Source organism: Arthrobacter sp. B2a2-09 (genome assembly GCF_027587375.1).
Classification (GTDB): Bacteria; Actinomycetota; Actinomycetes; order Actinomycetales; family Micrococcaceae; genus Arthrobacter.
Map to the genome: position 1 here is coordinate 30817 of NZ_JAMXIC010000030.1, position 18323 is coordinate 49139.

The window sequence follows — 18323 nt, forward strand, 5'->3', positions numbered from 1 at the left end:
GCCGGGCGCCGGGGCTAGTGGGCGCTACCGCGAGTCCCATCGGAACCAGCGGATTCCGATGAAGGCGAACACCACGATGTAAGCGACGCACGCCAGAAGCGAGCCGGTGTCCTGGCCGCTCCAGGCCGACTGGTTCAGAACATCCGAAAAGAGTGTCATGAGGGCTCCGACTGGAGACCAGTCCGAGATTGCCTTGATCGTGTCGCCGAGGATGCCGGTTCCGCCGAAGATGCCGAGGAGTAACAGGACGATCATGAGCAGCCGGCCGATCGCACTGATGGCGTTGGTGGACTGGATTAAGCCGACGAGTGCCTGCCCTATGGCCAGGAAGACTGCGGCCCCGAGTAAAGCGACGGCGATGACCAAGAGGTACTGGCCGACATTCAGGGTCAGGCCGTGAACGATTGCACCGACGATCACCACGATGACGGAAGCGATCAGATTCGTGGCCACCTGCACGATGAGGCGGCTGGTCATGATCATCCAGTTCGGCGCCGGCGTGACCCGCAACCTTTGCAGCACGCCGATGTGGCGGTCGTGTGCCAGGGCCAGTGTGAAACCGAGCAAGCACGAAGTGAGCAGACCAAGGGTCAAGGCCAAACCGATGATGAGGCTGGATCCGCCGAGCCGTGATTGGGCTTTGCCAAAGGTTGTGGCCACAAGGATCACGATCGGCAGCAGGGTGCTCAAGACAAGCGAGGTCTTGCTGTTGAGGATCACAATGGAGTCCGCGCGAAGCAGTGAAGTCATCGCCAAGCCGAGCGGCGGGCGGGCGGTATCGACCGCGGCGTTAGTCACGGATCTCACTTCCTGTCAGTCCGATGAAGACGTCTTCCAAGGTGGGCGCACCGTGGGCTACTGAAAGCACGCGCGGATCCTCCCTGTGCTTGTCGATCAGCTCCGATGGTTCTCCGACCGTGAGAAGTACCCCATGATCGATGATTGCCACCCGGTCACACACCGCCTGTGCTTCTTCCATCGAGTGGGTGGTGAGAAGAATGCTGTTGCCTTCACCACGGAGTTCCTCGATGCGACGCCATAGTCCACGGCGCGATTGCGGGTCCAGCCCGGCGGTTGGCTCGTCCAGGAGCAAAAGAAGGGGGTTGTGGATGGTGGCAATGAACAGCGCGAGCCGTTGCTGTTGCCCGCCCGACAACTGTTTGAACCGTTTGCCCAGTTCTTCTTCGAGTCCGATGGCCCGCATGCTCTTACCGATCTGCTCACGCGAGAGTTTCACTCCGTAAAGCCCGCCGTAGATCCTTGCGATCTGCTGAATGGTCAGCTCGGCCTGGAAACTGGAGGACTGCAGTTGCACCCCGAGGCGCGCTTTCGCGTCCAACGGCTCTTTCTGAACATCGATTCCGTCCACCAACAGCCGCCCGGATTTCGGCTTGACCAACCCCTCGATGGCACTGAGTGTGCTCGTCTTACCTGCACCGTTCGGACCCAGCAGGCCGAATATCTCACCGCGATCAATCTGAAAACTGACGCCCTCGACGACGGTCCGGGCGCCATAGGCGACGCGCAAGTCGCTGATGTCCAAAACCGACGGTTGTGCCGGCATATTCACTTCATTCATAGAGACGCATCCCCTCAGGGTGGCCGAGCCGCCCATGGCAGGGCACCGTTGGAGCGAGTCTATATGCGGGAACCTGATGTTTTGGTGAGAGAAGACAATTGTCTTGCAAGTTTGTAGCGGCCGAGATTTCGGACGAACCTCGGTACTTCCTGGCCGCCGCGATCTTCACGCGAACACTCACACGCCCCGCCGAGTGAGTTCACAGATTGACCCCAATTGACACTCAAATTGGGCTCTTCGAGTACTCAATTTGTGTCTTTTCACCACTCGCACGCCAGTTCCGGCGCTAGTCTTCCATGCACGGATGGTGGGGATTACGAGCCTGGTGGGCAACAGATGGAAGTGTTGGTTCGGCCGCTGATTCTAAGCCCGTCATCACAAATCGATGAGAGGGAGAAGCATGAAAACTTGGCAACTATGGGTCGGAGGATCGCTTGATGGGATCAAGGATGAAAACGGCTTTCAAATTCGCAATAGCGATCGCAATTCTAGGCGCGGTTATCGCGGCCGCCAGCCTTACTAGTTATCTTGTGCGCTACTCACAACACGACGCAAAGTACGGTCTTATTCCTGACGACGAGTACTTTGAACTTACGAGCATAACCGAGATCGAGAGGTCCTTCTTCAAAGCTGGCTCAATCTCGTTCTTGATAGCGGCAGTCGTCGCGATAATTATCCTCGTTCGAATTCGCAGTCGCCGACAGTAAATTTGCCGTCGATCGAGACTTCGCGATCAGCACTTATGGGGGCAGACGAAAAGGGGCCCGTTGCTTCAGAGCAGCGGACCCCTTTTGCTGGCCGACTGTCACCGCCTGATCCCTATGCAGGGTGGGGCGCCAATGGAGGCGCGGAAGGCTATTTCCCGGGGGAGAGGACAGTGACGCCGGCGTCAAGGGCAGCGGTGAGAAGCTCGCCGTCGTATGCCACGAACAGATCAGTTTGGAGCCTGATCGCGGTTGCCAGATGGATCGCATCAGCGCTCCGCAGCCGGCCGGGGAGCGCGGCGGCATACATCAGATCGGAACGGGCGATGTCCACCAAATTGATGCCGCTCAGCACAGTATTGACTGGTTCTGCGCCCAGTCCCCGCTGACGTGCCGCGCAATGAAGCTCGGTGTAGAGCAGCATTGACGCGACGAGGCGGTTTCCGCTTGAGGCCGCGGTCGAAAGATACTCGGCGACGGCAGGGGATTCCGGTTCGTCGACCAGAAGCTTGAGGACCGCCGAGGTGTCCACATAAGTGATCACCGATCGCCACGCAGATCGGCCAGCATGTCCGAAGTGCTCATCTCACTCTTGATGCGCTGCACAAGCCTGAAATCCACGGGACTCTCAGCAGCAGGGCGGACACCGCCTGACTGCAGCAACCGTTCGAACGGCGACGCGGAGGGCGGAATGAGCGTGGCCGCAATTTCCCCATTGTTTGTCACATCGATGATTTCGCCGTTTTTGACGCGCTCCAGAATCTTGCTGCTGTTGTTGCGGAGTTCGCGGTGCGGGATCGTGGTCATCTTTGCCTCCGTAGCAATCGTAGCAATCGTAGCACCGCTCGGAATGTAAGGTTCGGTTTAGATTGGCCCGGCGGCAAGCCGTTCCAGAGCCCAGTCCCAACGGATCAGTTCCTGCTCCAGGCGCACGCCGTTTCCGTAGCGGTTGTTTCCTAGCGACTCGTAGACCTCCGCTTCCTCTGCCGTGAGCCTCGCCAAGTGGGCCCGTGACGGCGATTCCTCAACACCCCACGCCTCCCGATGGGCGAGCAGCGTCGCCTCGTCCATGAGGATGCTGGACACGTGTGGGTGAACAGAGCGGAGCTGATCCAGGATCCGGAAGCCGTGCGTGTCCAGGTCTCCCCAGTACAGGACCTCACAGTCCCGTATCCACTCCGCATCCCTCAGCGACGAAAAGCCATAGCCGGCGCCAAACAACGCCAAGGACCGTGGCCGATCCGGAAGGGCAAGGAAGTTCACCAGATTCTCCGTGACGAGCACAGAGGTGACGGGAAGCCGGAGCGTACTGAATGCCTCTGCCGTGACCATAACGTCGCGGGCATCGCCCAACAGTGGAATTTCGGGATCCAGCAGCCGGAAGCGCACTAGTTCGGGCGGATGCAGGAAACCATGACGCTCGGCGAAACGGGCTGCCGGCGTGCGTGCTATTGGGCTCAGCAGCAAGCCGTCGTCGTCCGAAACAGCACCGTCCGAAGCCGCGGCTCCACGCTCAAGCAGATCGTCCTCCGGCGGCCTGTGCTGCAGCACGGCCAGCATTTCATCAATGACCCGCCGATGAGTCTCGATGAACTTAGTGTGGACCCCGGGGAGGCTCAATTGCCTCAAATAGATCCCCGGCCCGGGATTCTCCCTCAGCCACAGCGCCACCCGAGCAGCGGTCAGGGCAGCATCGCCCAGAGCCAACAGTTGTAGTGGGCGTTTCAGTGCCCACGCCCGCAACGCGGGATCGAGTGCCGCTAAAGCAGCGGCCCGCGAACGGAACTGCCCGAGCTCCCGGTTCCTGCCCACGAACGCAATCTCGTCCTCCACCCTCGCGAATACTGCCGCGGCAGGGAGGTGGTTGGAACCGATCGTGGTGCGCCCGACGTCCACCGTCTCCAGGGAATAAGGACCGGCCGCGGCGAACAGCTCAGCTGCCCACTTCCGCGCGGCCGCATAGTCGTCCCGCAACTCGGCGGCCGAGGGGCGCTTCAGCGCACGACGGCGGGGGTATGCTTCCGTTGGTTCCATCGCCTCGCGCAGCAGTTGCCCGCGCTCCCACGCGCTAGCGGACAGCGAACGCAGCCCCGCCAGCGTGGTCCAGTTCCGGGACAAACCGACACCCTTAGCCGGCACGGCGATCCCGTTCCTCGCGGTATTCCTTAATGGTCATGTTGCGGAGCTGGGAGTCGTTGCCGTTGGTGTTCGCTACGAAGCCCACGTGTGCTACAAAAGGCTCGATCACGTGGATCTTTTGTAGCGGCGTGACGATCAGTAGCTGCAGTTTCATGCGCTGGAAGAGTTCCAGGCCGTAGCGCGCGGACTCGTCCGAGCCGCGGCCAAACGCTTCGTCAATCACCACAAAACGGAAGCTGCGTCCCTTCGCCGCGCCCTTCCCCAAGCCTTTTCCGGAGGCGAGCCCGAACTGGAAAGCCAACGCCGCCGCGAGGATCGTGTAAGCCAGTTTTTCCTTCTGGCCGCCCGACTTTCCGCCTGAATCGGTGAAATGCTCGAATTCCTCACCGGTCTCCGTCCACTTTTCCGAGGCCGAGAAAGTGAACCAGTTCCGCACGTCCGTTACTTTTGCTGTCCAACGTTCGTCGAGAGCCGTGTAACCCTCCCGTCCACGGAAGCGTTCAATCAGCCTCTCCACCTGCAGGTACTTCTGCTCCGAGTACTGGTCTTCGTCGCCGATGGTCCCCTCCGAGCAGGCCCGCAGGTCGATCCCGAACTGGCGCACATCCAAGTCCGTTGAGCTCTGGTGCTCCAACTGGATATGCCTGCCCGGGTTGTATTCGATCCCCGCCAAGGACAGGTTGATTTCACCGATCCGGTTCACGATGTCCTGGCGCCGGCTGTCCAGGAAAGCGTTGAATGCCACCACTTCATGGATGGTGTTCTGGGTCAGCGACTCTTTGAATCGCGCCTCGAAACGCGGCAGATCGTCCTTCTCCAGCTGCTCAAGCAGCCGGTTGAACTCCCCGGCCGCTTCCAGCGAGGCGTCGATGTCGGTGGTCTCGTTGCGGTACTTGCCGCGGAATTCCGTCATCAAGCGCACAGTGGATGCCGCCGCCGTCGCGATGCGTTTCGTGAGGTTATCGATCGATGCGGTCAGTCCCGATCGGACGGAACTCTCGGCGGTGCCCGTGTTCTTGTACGTGAGTGTTTTCTCCCCGAGCACCTCGGCCGCGAGCCGCGCGACGGCGGTCAGCACGCCGTCGTCGTCTGTCAACGGATGTTCGAGCAGCGCGAGGCGGCATTCCTCGATCGCCGCAGCGATGTCTTTCGCATCCTTCTCATTGGCGCCGAGGCGCTGTTGGACTTTGTTCGATTTCTCTTCGAGGCGTCCGAGCTTCCCAGTCACTTCGGTTTCTTTGGCCGTCAACTGCTGGAGCACGCTGCTGGCTGACTGGAGTTCGTTCTTTTCCGTCTTGAGATCCTCGATGCGCCGCGCGGTCAGCTGCCAACTGATCTCAGCGAAATCGGCAACAGAGCGGATCGTTCCGAGCTGCTGGTTCCGGCGCCCGAGAGAGCCGAGAGACACGTCCACTTTGCCCAGCTGGGTTTCGACCACGCTGACCTTGCCCACGAGCTCGTCCCGCTCGGCGAGGAAACGTGTGATCTTGTCATGGTTGTCCCAGCCGAGGACGTAATTGCGCCGGTCTGCGAGATCCCGGCGATCGTCCTTCTCGTGCCTGCCCCGGCCGCCCTTGAGCTGGCCGTTGACCGTCAGGGCTTTGGGGTAGCGGCGGAAGTCCTCCATGGTCTCGCAGCAGACATAGTCGAACCGGGTGCTGAGTTCGTCCAGAAGGAAAGTGCGGAAGGGAGTGCCTTGCTTGATGGCGATTTTCGCCGCCAGTGTCCCTGCTTCGGCAGGCCGGGCCGCGTTCGAATCTCCGACCCTCAGGTAGACCAACCTGGCCCGGAGGTTATTGGAATCCACCCAACTGCTCACCGCCGGGTAGTGCTCGGCCGAGACCAGCAAGGACAAAGCGAAACCACGCAGTGTTCTTTCCGCTGCGCCCTCCCATTCCGACTCGCCGTCGCGCACCCGCAGCAGTTCGCCAGCATAGGGCAGCGCGGCTTCCGCGACGCCGATTCCCTCACACAGACGACGGCGGAGCTCCAGTTGGGCGAGCGGCAGGAGGGTCTGGCGGGATTGCAGGCTGGCCAGTTCGGCGTCGATGTCCGTCTTGCGGCTGCTGAGTTCGGACCTCTCCAAAGTCAATCCGGTGCGACGTTCCTGCAGCGCACTGGACTCAGCAACAAGCTCCAGTTCAACCTCGCCCAAACGCGCCCGGTTCGCGTCGAAGAGCACGCGGTCTTCCGGCATTCTCAAACCCAGTTCGACGGCGGCGGCGGAGTATTGCTCGAAGCGCTTGCGTTGGGAACGGGACTCTTCCTCAAGCCGTGCGATGTCGGCGTCGATCGCGGCGAGCCGACCTCCGCCGTTGGTGCGGATGTCTTCCTGGACCACTGAGAGTTCATGACGCAGCCGCGAAATGTCCGCGGTGAGCTGGGTGCTGTCCTCCAGTAATTTGACGCCGGCGTTTTCCAGCTCCCGCTGGTGCTCCAGGCTCAGCGTCAGCTGCTGATCCGTGAACCACGGATGCAACTGATCGCGCTGCTTTCGGGCCAGGGCGTCTTCACCACTCAGCTGCTCATGAACGGCGGCACCATCCCGGATCGGTTTCAGCAAGCCGATCTGGTCCTTCGCCTTCAGCACGGCCTCGTGGGCCTTCTTGAGGTCGTCGAAGTGGTGGATGAGGTTGTCGATGCGCGACTTCACGTCATCGTCCTCGAGCATGTTGGTCCGCACGAAGTGGGTGATGTTCTCCACCTGTTTCATGGAGACCGTGCGGTGGAACAGATCCATGGCTTGGTTGCCGCTGATGCCGAAATGGCGTTTGAAGGCCGCGGCGTAGGGGTCGAAGGTGTCATGGACGGCCGCGCCCGCGGCACGGAGCTTCTTTTTCAGCTTGGCCGGATCTTGTCCGAAGTTGGCGAAGTCCTCCGCGATGGACTGCTCAGTTTCGGCCAATGAGTAGAAGCGGCTGGGCTGGCCTGCTTCTTGCATGGTCCAGAGCGTGATGGCCAGCGTGACGGACTTATTGAGGACGGCATTGTGGAAGACCCCGAGGACTACCGTCAGGGCTCCCGGCGCCCGGAGTGCCACGGGTTTGGAGTACTCGCCGCCGGTGCTGCGCGTGCTCTTATGGAAGCCGCGCACGTAGGACATGAGGGTGCGTTCGCGCTTCTGGGCGCCCGCGGCTTTGTTGTAGTCGATCCGGTTGGCTGGGAGCAGGAGCGTGGTGATGGCATCAACCACCGTGGACTTCCCCGAACCGATGTCCCCGGTCAGGAGGCTATTGGCGCCATCCAAACGGAACGTGCGGACCCCGCCGTGGAATGTTCCCCAGTTGAGCAGTTCCAGGCGGTGCAGCCGGAAGCCGGGGAGGGCGCCGTCGTCGTCCTTTTGCCCCGCCGGGAGCTCATCCAAGCTGAAAAGGCCGTCCTGCAGCTCGGTGGTCATGCGTCTTCCGTTTCCGTTGAAGATGCGGGTTTTTGCCCGGTGAGTGAGCGGCGGTAGTCCGCCAGCCGCGCGTCGAACTCTTCCAGCCACTGGGCATCCACGTACGCCTTGAGGATGCGCGCCACCTCGTATGTGCCGGTTTCTCCGCGCAGCTTCCGCAGGAATCCGAGCTCCACGACCTTCTTGATGTTGGCGCCCAGCTTGTCGAGGATCCGGGCTTCATTGCTGGATTCGGGCAGGAACACCGAAACCATGTCGGCGATTTCCTGCTCAGTCATGATGAGGCGGGTCTCGCTGCTGTTCGTGTCGAACTCGAGCATCCGGGCACGCAGGAGGGCCAGGAGGAGGCTGACATCGAAGGTTAGCTGGCGTCGGGGGATAAGCCGGGGGAGCGTGACATCCGGGTCCTCCCGCGACTTGAGAAAAGCGTAGCCTTCGGATTCGTCCAGGATCAGGTCCAGTCCGAGGACCGAAACATAGTCGCGGATCTGGGACGCGAGCCCTATCAGCGATTGCCAGATCTTCTCGTCGGTTTCGGAATACACCACGCCTTTGAAGAGCCTGGTGACGACGCCGGGCAGTTCCTCCGGGGTGCGGGTGTCCGGTTCCATGATGGTGTTCACGCAGGCCTCACAAAGATGATCTGATCGATTGTCGCTTCGCGGGTGCTGCCGTCCGGCAGGGACCAGGATAGTTGCTGGCTCGCCTCGGGGTTGATGTTCGCCCATTCCGACTCGGCAGCCAATTGGTAATAGGCAACCAGCTCCGCCAGGCCCTGCGACAGGGGATAGGCGGCGGTGATGTCAGCCAACGTGGCCTGGTCCGCGTCCTCCAGCACCGCATCGATGTGGGACTTGAGGTGCTCCTTGTCCACATAGAACTGACTGAACAGGGCGCCGGCGTCAACATCGGCGTCGTCGGCGGTGACGACGTCGTCCATCACCAGGACCCTGCTGCCCGGCTCGTAGAGGGGACGCTCAAACGGCAGCGCGACATCCACCGACGGCGCGTCGATCTCCATGAAAATGCCCGACGGCGGTTGGGCGCGGGTGGTGAGGGCGCTCAACTCTACGCTTCGGATCAATTGCATGATCCGCTTGTTCTCCAGGAAGACCTTGTCGTCCAGGAGCCTGCGCATTTGCTGGGACAGTTGGCGGACAGTGGCCTGTGTCTGCTCGACGGCGGGCAGCCAGTCCTGGTGGAGGTTTGCTACGGCATGGAGGTTGTCCATGCGCGACAGTGCTTCGATCTGCGTGGCGCGCTGCAGAAGGTCCCGTAGCTCCGTCCGGAGTTGTGGCGACATGAGGTAGTCCCAGAACCCCTGGAAGGTGCGCCCCTGCAGGGAGCTGCCGATATCCTGCTGGTTGGCAAAAATGGAGTCGAGGAGCTCGCCTTGGCTGCCGTCCCACGTGGCGATCTGCTCGCGCACCTGGCGGTCCAGCCGCCGGAAGTTTTGTTCGACTTCACGGAAATCGGAGAGCAAGTCCTTGGCCAAAGTGGTCAACTGTTGGAAGTGGTCCAGTGCTTCCGGAGCGCTCATGACCTTGATGTTGCCCTCGCGCAGGCGCTGCATTTCGGCGTCGATCCCGTCGCGCTGGCGCTGGAGCTCGGCTAGGCGCACTTCCGGGTCTGTCTCGGATTGCTGGACGAGCGTCTTGAGTACGGCGAAAATGCTGGTCAGGCGCGACTGAGTGGCAACGAAATCCCTCCCGCGCAGGTTCTCGACCCACCGCACCACGTCTTCCGCGGCCGCGGTGAGATCGTAGTGGGGTTCGTCCTCGCCGGGAACATAGTACTTTCGCAGCCAGGCCCGCTCCGGATCGGCCCAATCGTCCAGGTATTCCGATGCCGGACGGGGAAATTTGCCCTCACCGAAGGACTCGCGGACGCCGAACAGCACATCCTCCAGGACGTCGATGAGTTGCTGCCGGCCAATGTTTCGTTGGTTGGGACCGGTAAACGCGGCCATGAAGAAGTGCACAGCCAGCGGAGCGTTCTGGGCGCGAAGCAAGGCCCATCCTGCATGGTTTTCACGCAGTGAATTTATTGCGTAGTAATCCATATGATCCTCTGGGTTCAGCCAGGCCAGCCGCGTTCATGCAAGGGTGCACTTCAGCGGCTACATTCCGTGACTCTAGGCTAAGCGAGGTCCCGGACATTATTGGGGTCGGTCCGGGTGTGGCCGATGCGATCCTTGGACGGCGCCCATGAAGGTTTTTGACAAATACTAGCCATCCGCGCAAACCCCTGTATGCTAGTTGCTGTTGTTGTGTTTGGCATTTGGTAGTTCAGGCAGTTCCCGCGGTCCATCAACCGCGACCTTCTGAAGTAACGGTGGAGAACACCCCACACCGGAGGCCCGACAGTCGGGACAACCTCCACCTTCAGTAAGGAAACTGAAAAAATGGCTACAGGTATCGTCAAGTGGTTCAACTCCGAAAAGGGCTTCGGCTTCATCTCCCCGGAAGATGGCAGCCAGGACGTTTTCGCTCACTACTCCGCAATTAACTCGGGTGGCTACCGCTCCCTCGAAGAGAACCAGAAGGTTTCCTTCGACGTCGAGCAGGGCCCCAAGGGTCCCCAGGCAGTAAACATCCAGGCTCTCTAAGCTTCGGATTTCAAAAAGCAGGGCCGGTCATTGACCGGCCCTGCTTTTTTACGCCTATTCGCGGGTTGCGCGACTGCCTCGCGACGCGCAAATTACCCGGGGATGCGCTAAATCCCTGTCGACACCTGAATACCGGCGTCGACACGGATTTTCCGTGTCGCTCAACTCTTTGCAGTGCCAGACGGCGCCTATTTCTCGCAGGCGATGCCGTCGTTATCCCTGTCCAGCGCGGGCCGGTAACCTGGCTGGCCTCGATAAATAGGTGCAGCGCCGGCGGCCCGGGCGGCCGTACAGTTCGCGTAGTAAACGGACGACGGCGGCGCTTGCGGTACCTGCCGGGCTTGGGCCTGGTCTTGTTGTGCCTTCGCTGCGGCAGCATCGGCGTCTGCCTTCGCCTGGGCCGCAGCCTGGTCAGCTGCAGCCTTGTCTGCCGCCGCCTTGTCTGCCGCCGCCTTCGCCGCTGCAGCGACTGCTGCCGCACGCGCATCCGTCACTCGCTTGGACTCCGAGCTTTCCATCCAGAGCAGGACTCCCGCGTCGGACTTGGTGCAAATGAATTCCTTGGGTGGGTAGCTCTCCGTAGCGCTTTCGGTCACGCAGGACGCAGATTTCGGCGCGGTCGGTGTTGGCGTGGGAGTTGGAGTGGGCGTCGGCGTCGCCGAGACGGATGCTGACGCTGAGGCTGATTGCGTGGCGCCCGTTTGGGAGGCTGTTGGGCTAGCCCCGCCGCAAGCTGAGAGTGAGAGCGCGGCGGCCGCTGATGTGATGACTGCGAAGAGCCGGAAGGTTGTTTTCCGATGCGTCGGAAATTCGTACAATGCGGGCTTTATGGCTCGACTGTTTTTCGGCGTTCGAATATTCATTTATTCCCCCATGAATTTAATTTTGATTCAAATGTGAGCAGATTCTAGCATCCGAAATGCGAGAAAAGAAGAAGTTGTCCACATGGGTGAGAAGGCCTCTTGACAGGGCCCCAAAAGTAGGTCGCCTAGCTCTTGTTCGAAACCGTGTTCGATCTGGAAAAGGAAGATTCGAATAAATATCCACATGTGCCAAGTTCAATCTAGAGGCGGCCACGAAACCCCCGTAGCGTCAAAACCAGAGACCATCACCAGGAGAGCCATGGAGAATCAACCACTGCCAAACCCCACCTCCTTGGACGCCGTGGGAACACTGAGTTTTCACTGGCGCACACGTAGATGCGAAGCAAAACCCCACGTCGGCACACGTAGACGCCTTCCCGCGCACACTGAGTTTCGCCAAAACACCACTGAGATGCCAGTTTCGGACTCTACGGTTGCCCTTGGAACGAGGTTCGTCAGCGCACCTAGGGGGATTCCGTGGGAGTGCTTGGGAAGTCCGCCTGCCAACGCCCGGCTTGGGCAGGAAACAGTTGAATCGTCTGGACCTTGCACCACCTAGGGCCGGAGAGTGCTGGATCAGCGCATCAGAGAAAGTTGGATCGCGAGTGTTCGATCAAGAAGTTCGGCGAACGCTGGACTACGTTGCTCGCGGGATGATGGTTCGAATTGTGGGTGCGCCTGGCAGCGGCCGCACGAGTGTCGCACAAAAGGCCATCGCCGATCTGGAAAAGACCGGAGCCACGGTTTACTCCATTTCGGGACTCCGCTCACATCGCGGAATACCATTTGGTGGAATACATAGCCTGAGCCTGGATATTCGAATAGGCCAATTGGGAGTCCTGGGTGTGGCTGACACCCTGGCAGGCCGACTCTCCAGGCCAGGGGAGCGCGTGCTTGTCGTCGATGATCTCGAGTTCGTCGACACGGAGACCGTAGCGGTTCTGGATTCGGTCCGGCGTCGTACCAAACGGCCCATGATCGTCACCATGAGCGAGTCTTCCCTCTACTCGATGGCGCAGCCCGCAGTCCTCAGCCCCGGCCCCGAAGCCAGGGTTCATCTGGATCCGCTTCGCTACGAGCAGGTGAATGAGCTCATCGCCGACACTCTGGGAGCTCCTGCGGACGCTGACACCACTGCCCGCATCCTGACGAAATCGGCAGGGAACCCCCGGCTTGTGGTTCGCATCGCGGAAACTGCTTCCCTCAGCGACTTGATTGTCCTCCGCCAGGGTCAATGGCACATGACAGGCGACACCCTGTGGAATGAGCACCTCCATGGCACGGTGGAAACCCTCCTCGAAGGACTTGAATCCGACGAACTCACGGGACTTCAGGCCATGGCCATAGCCGGGACGGCGCCTATCGATGTGCTGCAACAGGTAGTCCGTTCCGACGTTCTGGACAGGCTTGAACAGCGCGGCCTCATTTCCGTCATGGAGGACCACCACAACGACGTCTGCGCTTCGATCACTCCACCGGTCCTAGCTGACTATTTCCGTGGTCAAAGGGTGCTCACAAGCAGGCGGGTCCTGAAGAATAGAATCATACGAGCCCTCAGCGGTTTGCCACAGGAATCCGACGTTGACATCAACTCGGCTGATTCGCTGATGAGGGTTCTGGCCGCGCTGCGCCTTGAACAGAGTTCCGACGACGCAGCCACGGCGCGCCATTTTCATGAGCAAATCTCCGTCCTGGAGCGTCAGCGCTATGAGCTGTGGGATGCCGAAAGATCGGTATCGAATGCGGTGGCACTTCTGAGCGTCTATTGGGGTTCGCCTATTGACGCTTCGAGAATTGAACGCGTGCTTGCCCAGACCTTGACCTCGGAGGGAGAACCGGGCGAACTCCTGTTCCTGGCATTTACCAAAGTACTTTGGGCGATCTACAAAGGCACAGGACTGGATTGTGCAGGCGGCGCCCTCAGGAGCTTCGGGAAGGAACATCCTGAATGGTCCGCCGAAGCCGAAGCGGCGGAACTTTTCCTCGTGGCGTCCTACGACCGAATGCCGGAAAATCTCGACGAAATCTTCGCGCGGCTACACGATCGTCACCCGGAAAGCGGCGTCATATCCAGCGTCCGAGGCATTCTGGAACTTTACCGATTCAACCCTTCCGCCGCGCTCAACGCCGTCGACACCTCAGGCGGATTGAGGGGCCTTCCACGAATCGAACCGTTCATCCGCGGAATGGCTTTGTTCAGCTCGGGGCGGATTGAGGAGTCAATTGTCTTTGCGCTTGAGCAACGTACAGAAGCCCGCCGCAACCTGGACCAATTCGGGATGGTTTCCAACACCTATGTGGCTGCCCAAGGCCTTATCTACCGCGGCTATTTCGATGATGCCGAATACCTCATGGGCAGCATCTTTGCCATGGGACGGCCTGGCTTCCTGGTGGATTCCCTCCACGACGCCATGCTCAGGCTCGCTGGACTGAGGACGGCGACATCCGCGATCCTGCCCGCAACGACCCTTGCCACCCAGGCGCGGCGCGAAGCTGAAGACATAGGCCCACTCCCAGGGATTGCGAGAGGAGTCTACGAGCTCGTCGCCGCGCGGCCCCTCATCCCGGCTGTATTCGACGGGAAAGCCGCGAAACTCATTCAACGGCAGCTCGAACGTGGCTATGTTCTGGAGGCGATCTACTCCGCCCTGTTCTTCACTTGCCTGCTCCCTGGCCGTAAGGTTCTCGAACTCCTTCGGCAGACCTTGAACGAATATGCCTCCACTTCACATGATCAGCTTGTGGCAATAGCTGCTGCGGTGGTGGAGGACGACCACCAAATGCTGGGCGTGCTGCTCGAGCATTACGAGCCCGACGCCGATTTCTACCAGGTACGGATGCTGCTCCGCGGTGCCTTCAAGCGGTATGCATTCGTGGACAACACCGTCGGTGCGGCCGCGATGGACCGGGCGTACTCCATATTCGCGACACGATTTCCCTCGGCGGATGAGCCCATCGCGTTTAGTTCCGGCAGCTATTCGCCCCTGACGGTCCGGGAAATTGAGATAGCAGCCCTTGCCGGTCACCGCTCCAACCCCGAGATCGCCGAGCACCTGCGAATCAGTATCAGGACCGTGGAAAGCCACATCTCAAACGCACTGCGCAAGACGGGAAGCCCTTCCCGCACCGCCCTCTTCGACCTTGTCCGGGATTCGTCTCCGTTCCGCGAGAAGCGGCTCTCCGAGTGAGCCGGCGTCGGGGGCTTCGGTCTACAACGTCGCTCTCTCCTGCTTGAAGACGAAGGAATGGCTAACGGCCAGTTGGTCCGGAACTGTGTGGGAGATGAGGACAACTACTTTGTGCTGTGACCACTCGCCCAGCTCGCCGGTGAGGGCCTCGATGCCCTGAACGTCCATGCCGTTGAAAGGCTCATCGATGGCGACCACAGGGGTATTGGCGACCGTGCACATCAGCAGCCAGAGCTTCCGGATATTGCCCGTCGACAGCATGGAGACGGGCTGCTCCGCCCAGTCCTCCAATCCATATCTAGCCAGCCGGGCGAGCCCGGCCTCCGGGCTGACCTGACGGCTACGGGCCGCAAGAGCCAGATGATCGTGAACGGTCATGGAAGGGTAGAGCGCCGGCGTCGTACGGCAGACGCTCCGTACGTGGCGAGCGTCGGGCGAGCCGGCGTCGATACCGCAAAGTCGCACGCTTCCGGCCCAAGGTTGGAGGAAGCCGCTGATGAGCTCCAGGAGGGTCGACTTCCCGCTGCCATTGCTGCCAGCCACCCGGTAGAGGCCGGGCTCGTTCATGCTGAGACTGAGTCCGTTCAGGACTGGCGAACCTTGCCGGTAGCCGGCGGTTACAGAATCAATTTCGATCGAAGTCTCAAAAGACGTTGGTGCAGGCATAGGGCGGCTCCCAGGGTCAAAAGGATGGAATAGCCCAACAACAGCACGGTGCTGAACTCAGGGCTGACGACAAGGATGAGCGAGCAAGGAGAGATCAGGAGGAGTGTGAAAAGGGCGTCCATCACATCATTGGATTTGGTGCCGTCAGTGGTGGTTGGCGGCCGGGAGAGCGATTCTGCGACGACCCCGGACGCTGCGACGATCACCCCTGCAAGGACAGCGCCAGGGGCCGGAATGTCAAAGGCGAGGAGCGCACCAAGGAAAACAAATCCACCGATCGTCGCCCCTGTCAGAACGTCGATCCCGACGAGCCGGACAACAATCGCAGTGGCGGAAAAGCCGTTCTCCCACGCAAAGCGGTAGTGGTACAGCTTCGCGGTGGGCCCGATCCGATGGAGCATCGGTTCCGTGACCCCCAAGCTCAGGAGCACGGCAATACCAACCAAGGATTTGTGGAGTTCCTGGGCGCCGAGTGCCGAGTGCAGGGGGAGGATGCCTCCGGCTCCCAGGAGGATGCCAACGACGGCGATCCAGGCGAGGACGATGGTGGTGATCACTGAGCCCTGTTTGCTGCTCAACAGATCGGTGACAACGAAAAGACCAAAGTTCGTCACTGGCCGTTGACCGCCGCCGCGCTGGGTGCTGAAGGAAATCTTCCGGTAGCTGAGGCGGTGCCACGCGCGGATGCTGAGGAGGATCAATATCCCGGACGCGGCGGCCGCTAGCAAGCACAACGCCGGAAGGAAGCGCGAGGGGTCCTCGGCGAGGCTGTCGAGCCGGGAGAGCTGAGGCAGGAGAATTCCAGTGGTAGCCCCGAGCAACAAACCGAGGATGAGGGCCAAGAGGCAGTACAGCCAATGGAGGCCTATCCGTCGAGCAGGCGTTGAAGCGAAATAGAGAACGGAATAGACGCACGCACAGGAGGCGAAAGTCAGGACGGAGACCGAAGCCACCACGACGTTGAGGTAGCTCGACGTTTCCTCGAAAAAGACCATGAGGAATATCGCAGCCGAATACCAAAGCATGCCTGTGCGGCGGATCGTCGGGACCAGGCCGTATCTCACGACGACCTGCCGGAGGGGAAGTTCCATCGCCCGGAAGAGCTCCAAATGCGGGGTGCCTGAGACTGCCAGCCGTCGGCTTGAAACTACCTCGCTGAGCACCGTCGCGACAGCGGTGTAGAGGATCCCGAGGAATCCCCAATTGAGCACAGCGGCCGTGTCATGGCGGAGCGGGCCGTCGCGGAGAACAGACATCGTGGACGCGAACACCAATGTTCCGAGCACAATCAAGGCTACGGATCCGAAGATCGCGAGGGCCCTGAAACCATCCAGCGTGAGCGGCAAACGCATCGCATTGACGATTTCGAACGCCCGGAAGTCCCTCAGGACTCTGTAATCGGACCGCCGGACCGACGCGGCCGTAACCCTGGCGTTCGAAACCCGTCCTTCGACGTCGGGAGGAGAGGCTTTGGTGTTCATCAGCGGCTAGAACTTGCTCTGCGGACTCTTCTTCTGGACCGAGTCCATGAAGGCAACAATGGTGAGGACCGCGAGTCCGAGCGCACAGACGACGGCGACAACCGACGTCGTTCCCTGGAACGGGACAACTATTACCGGACTGAGGGCCGCCGCGTTGGCAAAACCGGCGACGGCGAAGACGGCTGCTTTGAGCGGTAGCCATTTCCGGGCCGGGCTGAAGGCCGCAATCAGGGGTGCGGCCACGCCGAGGACGAGAAGGAGGGTGACCGTCGTGGTCTTCAGGGCGTGCGGATCAATATTGTTGAGGCCTACCGGCGAAGGAGAGGCCCAAATGAGGCCGAGGGAAATGCCGGAGAATGCAGCGACCATGAGGCCCACGATTCGTAGAAGAAGGCTGTAGAGCTGAGTAGTCATTGAGATTTTCTGTTCGTGGGTGGTGGTTGGGGGAGGTCAGCCGATGGCAACTATTGTTGACAGGCCTACGGCTGAAAGCGCAATGAGGATCTTCCTGCCTGTGGAAAACCCGCGCCAATGTCGGTAGAAGATCGCCAGGGCGAGAACGGCCATCGAGGGGAAATAGGCCCAGTATCCAGGGACATCCCGTGGTTGGATGACGCTGAACACCACGCTGAATAGATTCACGGGGATCGTGGCGAGAATGGCGATCACAAAGAAGGCCCCGATATTGAAGCGGCCGGCGAGTACCGATTTTCCCGGGATCACCCGTTTGTCCAAGAACGCGGCAAGGGAGAAGTACAAAGCGATGATCACCGCGTAGACAAGGAAGAACAAAACCGTGCCGACCGTCATGGAGAGGTTCAGCAGGCGATCGTCTCCGATTTCTGACCGCACGTCCGCCGGAACGTTCGCGCTGAGATACTTTCTGGTCAGGGGAAGCCGCAGGGCTACCAAAGCCATGAGCAGAATGTAGGCTGCGATCCACAGAGCGCGGGACGTGGAGACCCATTCCCTGGCTGCGGATGGCTCGGGCCGCAACTTTCCGACCGTCGCGACGCTGATGACGGTTTCGGACTCTCGGCCGTCTTCCGTGCTGGTCATGAATTCCTCCTCAGGTCTTTAGCTGAATCACGATTGCCTCAATGGCAGCACCGAGGATTATCAGGGTGAGGGCAATGAGCAAAGTGCCGAGGGAACGGGCCATGTCGTCGATGAACGACCTCACCGTTGCGGGCTCGTTCTTCATCAACAGCCTGCGAGCCAGGCCCGCCGTGGGCTGGAATCCGGCGGTCGCCGCCATCACCAGGCCGAAGAACTCGAACGGGACATACCAAATCACGTCGGCAACCAGGCCGGCACCGCCGACGGAATGCACCCCGAGGGATACTGTCGCTCCGACATATAGCGCCAGGACTCCGGCTCCGACGAGCGTAGTGAGCCCAAGGGTCGCGACCCCCGAATAGAGCACCAGGGCGGCGCCGACGTTTCGCCCAAGGATCTGGAGGAAATCATTGCTGTAGAGGGGACTTCCGCCCATGTCCCTGGCGTCCCGAATCCAGGACAAGTCCACCGCTGAGTAACCGAAGACGGCTATGGCGGCCATGGCCAGGCCCGTGCTTGGGAGCAACCATCCAGGGATGCTCCCAAGCACGCGTGCTGTCTTAGCCTTGATCCACCGATGATGATCGAGACGCGGGCGGCGGTTTAAACCGAGAATGCCCGTCTTTTCGAGGAAAATGG

The 18323-nt window shown here is 60.6% G+C and carries 16 protein-coding genes; 2 read left to right on the forward strand and 14 right to left on the reverse strand.

Annotated features, from left to right (window positions below):
• Positions 1-24 precede the first annotated feature (24 nt).
• The 8 genes from NFJ07_RS22545 to NFJ07_RS22580 all read right to left on the reverse strand — a co-directional run bounded on the left by NFJ07_RS22545 (position 25) and on the right by NFJ07_RS22580 (position 9881).
• Positions 25-798 (reverse strand): ABC transporter permease, encoded by a 774-nt coding sequence (locus NFJ07_RS22545; protein WP_269997972.1) that lies wholly within the window; start codon positions 796-798, stop codon positions 25-27.
• Positions 791-1615 carry an ABC transporter ATP-binding protein gene (locus NFJ07_RS22550; protein WP_269997973.1) on the reverse strand — a complete coding sequence of 275 codons (825 nt, stop codon included), beginning with the start codon at positions 1613-1615 and terminating at the stop codon, positions 791-793. The genes NFJ07_RS22545 and NFJ07_RS22550 overlap by 8 nt, the downstream gene beginning before the upstream one ends.
• 819 nt (positions 1616-2434) lie before the next feature.
• On the reverse strand, positions 2435-2827 hold the full coding sequence (locus NFJ07_RS22555; protein ID WP_269997975.1) for a type II toxin-antitoxin system VapC family toxin: 393 nt from the start codon (positions 2825-2827) through the stop codon (positions 2435-2437).
• Positions 2824-3090 carry a type II toxin-antitoxin system Phd/YefM family antitoxin gene (locus tag NFJ07_RS22560; protein WP_269997976.1) on the reverse strand — a complete coding sequence of 89 codons (267 nt, stop codon included), beginning with the start codon at positions 3088-3090 and terminating at the stop codon, positions 2824-2826. Before NFJ07_RS22560 ends, NFJ07_RS22555 begins: the two co-directional genes overlap by 4 nt.
• A gap of 57 nt (positions 3091-3147) precedes the next feature.
• On the reverse strand, positions 3148-4401 hold the full coding sequence (locus NFJ07_RS22565) for a Wadjet anti-phage system protein JetD domain-containing protein (protein ID WP_269997977.1): 1254 nt from the start codon (positions 4399-4401) through the stop codon (positions 3148-3150).
• Between the two features lie 10 nt (positions 4402-4411).
• A complete protein-coding gene (locus tag NFJ07_RS22570; protein WP_269997979.1) occupies positions 4412-7819 on the reverse strand; it encodes an ATP-binding protein in 3408 nt (1135 codons plus the stop codon).
• Positions 7816-8442 carry a DUF4194 domain-containing protein gene (locus tag NFJ07_RS22575; RefSeq protein WP_269997981.1) on the reverse strand — a complete coding sequence of 209 codons (627 nt, stop codon included), beginning with the start codon at positions 8440-8442 and terminating at the stop codon, positions 7816-7818. Before NFJ07_RS22575 ends, NFJ07_RS22570 begins: the two co-directional genes overlap by 4 nt.
• On the reverse strand, positions 8439-9881 hold the full coding sequence (locus tag NFJ07_RS22580; protein WP_269997983.1) for a DUF3375 domain-containing protein: 1443 nt from the start codon (positions 9879-9881) through the stop codon (positions 8439-8441). Before NFJ07_RS22580 ends, NFJ07_RS22575 begins: the two co-directional genes overlap by 4 nt.
• Before the next feature lie 342 nt (positions 9882-10223).
• On the opposite strand from NFJ07_RS22580, the gene cspE reads away from it, so the two are divergent.
• Entirely contained in the window at positions 10224-10427 is a 204-nt protein-coding gene (gene cspE, locus NFJ07_RS22585; RefSeq protein WP_028266315.1) for a transcription antiterminator/RNA stability regulator CspE, read from the forward strand.
• A gap of 188 nt (positions 10428-10615) precedes the next feature.
• Here cspE and NFJ07_RS22590 read toward each other — a convergent pair whose 3' ends face one another.
• On the reverse strand, positions 10616-11023 hold the full coding sequence (locus NFJ07_RS22590; protein WP_269997987.1) for an excalibur calcium-binding domain-containing protein: 408 nt from the start codon (positions 11021-11023) through the stop codon (positions 10616-10618).
• A gap of 1112 nt (positions 11024-12135) precedes the next feature.
• Between NFJ07_RS22590 and NFJ07_RS22595 the strand changes: the two genes are divergently transcribed.
• Positions 12136-14478: a helix-turn-helix transcriptional regulator gene (locus NFJ07_RS22595; protein ID WP_269997989.1), complete on the forward strand. Its 2343-nt coding sequence runs from the start codon at positions 12136-12138 to the stop codon at positions 14476-14478.
• 21 nt (positions 14479-14499) lie between these two features.
• Here the strand turns inward: NFJ07_RS22595 and NFJ07_RS22600 are convergent, their stop codons facing one another.
• The 5 genes from NFJ07_RS22600 to NFJ07_RS22620 form a co-directional block, all read right to left on the reverse strand.
• A complete protein-coding gene (locus NFJ07_RS22600) occupies positions 14500-15144 on the reverse strand; it encodes an ABC transporter ATP-binding protein (protein WP_269997990.1) in 645 nt (214 codons plus the stop codon).
• Positions 15096-16625, reverse strand: a complete 1530-nt coding sequence (locus NFJ07_RS22605; protein ID WP_269997992.1) for a hypothetical protein — start codon at positions 16623-16625, stop codon at positions 15096-15098. Before NFJ07_RS22605 ends, NFJ07_RS22600 begins: the two co-directional genes overlap by 49 nt.
• Before the next feature lie 6 nt (positions 16626-16631).
• Positions 16632-17039 carry a hypothetical protein gene (locus NFJ07_RS22610; RefSeq protein ID WP_269997994.1) on the reverse strand — a complete coding sequence of 136 codons (408 nt, stop codon included), beginning with the start codon at positions 17037-17039 and terminating at the stop codon, positions 16632-16634.
• A gap of 36 nt (positions 17040-17075) precedes the next feature.
• On the reverse strand, positions 17076-17684 hold the full coding sequence (locus tag NFJ07_RS22615) for a hypothetical protein (protein WP_269997996.1): 609 nt from the start codon (positions 17682-17684) through the stop codon (positions 17076-17078).
• A 10-nt stretch (positions 17685-17694) separates the two neighbouring features.
• On the reverse strand, positions 17695-18323 hold a 629-nt coding region (locus NFJ07_RS22620; protein ID WP_269997997.1), incomplete at its 5' end, for a hypothetical protein.

What these genes read in the sequence shown, in the direction of transcription:
- NFJ07_RS22550 (WP_269997973.1), bottom strand. Translation starts at nt 1,615, where the DNA reads ATGGGCGGCTCGGCCACCCTGAGGGGATGCGTCTCTATGAATGAAGTG.
- NFJ07_RS22560 (WP_269997976.1), bottom strand. Translation starts at nt 3,090, where the DNA reads ATGACCACGATCCCGCACCGCGAACTCCGCAACAACAGCAGCAAGATT.
- NFJ07_RS22570 (WP_269997979.1), bottom strand. Translation starts at nt 7,819, where the DNA reads ATGACCACCGAGCTGCAGGACGGCCTTTTCAGCTTGGATGAGCTCCCG.
- NFJ07_RS22580 (WP_269997983.1), bottom strand. Translation starts at nt 9,881, where the DNA reads ATGGATTACTACGCAATAAATTCACTGCGTGAAAACCATGCAGGATGG.
- cspE (WP_028266315.1), top strand. Translation starts at nt 10,224, where the DNA reads ATGGCTACAGGTATCGTCAAGTGGTTCAACTCCGAAAAGGGCTTCGGC.
- NFJ07_RS22600 (WP_269997990.1), bottom strand. Translation starts at nt 15,144, where the DNA reads ATGCCTGCACCAACGTCTTTTGAGACTTCGATCGAAATTGATTCTGTA.
- NFJ07_RS22605 (WP_269997992.1), bottom strand. Translation starts at nt 16,625, where the DNA reads ATGAACACCAAAGCCTCTCCTCCCGACGTCGAAGGACGGGTTTCGAAC.
- NFJ07_RS22610 (WP_269997994.1), bottom strand. Translation starts at nt 17,039, where the DNA reads ATGACTACTCAGCTCTACAGCCTTCTTCTACGAATCGTGGGCCTCATG.
- NFJ07_RS22615 (WP_269997996.1), bottom strand. Translation starts at nt 17,684, where the DNA reads ATGACCAGCACGGAAGACGGCCGAGAGTCCGAAACCGTCATCAGCGTC.